This window comes from Mesorhizobium sp. M0174, from assembly GCF_040322275.1.
Taxonomy (GTDB): Bacteria; Pseudomonadota; Alphaproteobacteria; order Rhizobiales; family Rhizobiaceae; genus Mesorhizobium.
In genome coordinates this window covers 1-1477 of record NZ_JAMYTB010000062.1, presented here as the reverse complement: position 1 = coordinate 1477, position 1477 = coordinate 1, and the positions used below count along the sequence as shown (strand labels likewise).

The window sequence follows — 1477 nt, the reverse complement described above, 5'->3', positions numbered from 1 at the left end:
CTGTCGATGCCGGCTCAATACTCCCCAGAAGTGCCGTTTGAATCTTCCCCAGTATAGCGCTGCCGCCGGTCTTCCGGAGCGCGCTCCGGGAGACCGGCGGCGCGTAATCGTTGATGCTTCTCCTGATGGTCGGGAGAGGGATTTCGGTGATCAAGATCGGGGAGATGATGATACTGGATTTGCATCGGCAGGGCCTGTCGGTGTCGGCGATCGCCAGGGAGAGCGGGATCGACCGCAAGACGGTGCGCAAATACATTGAGCGCGGGCTCGAGGCTCCGGCTTACGGACCGCGCAAGCCGCGTCAGGCGGTGATCGATCCCTTCACGGCCTATCTTCGCGAACGCGTCACGCGATATCCCGGGCTCACCGGCAGCCGGCTTTTCCGCGAACTGAAGGATCTCGGCTATGGCGGCTACCGGCCGTCACCGACTTCCTGCGCGACGTCCGTCCTGCCGCGGCGGAGCGTGGATACGAGGTTCGCTTCGAGACCCCGCCCGGCGAGCAGGCGCAGGTCGACTTCGCCCAGTTCAATGTCGTCTTTGCCGATGAGCCGACCACGCCGAGAATCGTCTGGCTATTCTCCATAGTGCTTGGCTTCAGTCGCCTCTGGGCACGCTTCGTCGTCCACCAGGATCTGCCGACTGTCTTGCGCTGCCATGCTGGGGCTTTCGAGGCGCTGGGCGGCGCTCCTCGCGAAGTGCTTTACGACCGTATGAAGACGGCTGTGATCGGCGAAGGCGATACCGGCGGCATCGTCTACAACCGTGCCCTCGTCGATCTTGCCCGCCACTATGGTTTCCATCCCAAGGCCTGCCGGCCTTACCGCGCCAAAACAAAAGGCAAGGTCGAGCGACCGTTCCGCTACATTCGCGAGGACTTCTTCCTGGCCCGGTCCTTTCGCAACCTCGAAGACTTGAATGCGCAGTTGCGTCACTGGCTGGACACGGTCGCAAACCCGAGAGTTCACGCAACCACACGGCGTGTCGTCAACGAAGCTTTTGCCGAGGAGCGGGCAGCGCTCCGGCCGCTGCCGTTGGCTCCGTTCCGATCGGTCCTGAAGCTCGAGCGACGCATCAGCCGGGAGGGCATGGTTAGCGTTGGCGGCAATTTCTATAGCGTGCCCGACGCCACCAGGCGCCGTGTCGTCGAGGTGCACACTCTGGCCGAAGAGGTACGCATCTTCGAGGACGGCGCACTGATTGCCATCCATCCCATTCTAGAAGGTCGGCACCAGCGTCATGTCGAGCCCGGGCATCGCAACATCCACGTCCACAAGCGCCGACAAAGACTGAGGAACGACGAGGTCATCCTTCATGGCTCAGGCGACAGGGTCGCTCAGCGCCCGTTGGCCTTCTACGATGCCGTCGCCCGGGTGATGGCGAAGGAGCAGCGTCCATGACGAATGCGCTCGATACCACGCCATCCACAATCGACCGGATCCGCCACGATCTCGTCGGCCTGAAGATGCCACGAGCGC

General features: G+C 62.8%; 1 pseudogene. It reads left to right on the top strand.

What is annotated here, in order from left to right:
* Positions 1–146: 146 nt before the first annotated feature.
* Positions 147–1399 (top strand): annotated as a pseudogene (gene istA / locus NKJ13_RS31475) (IS21 family transposase).
* The last annotated feature ends 78 nt before the right edge of the window (positions 1400–1477 follow it).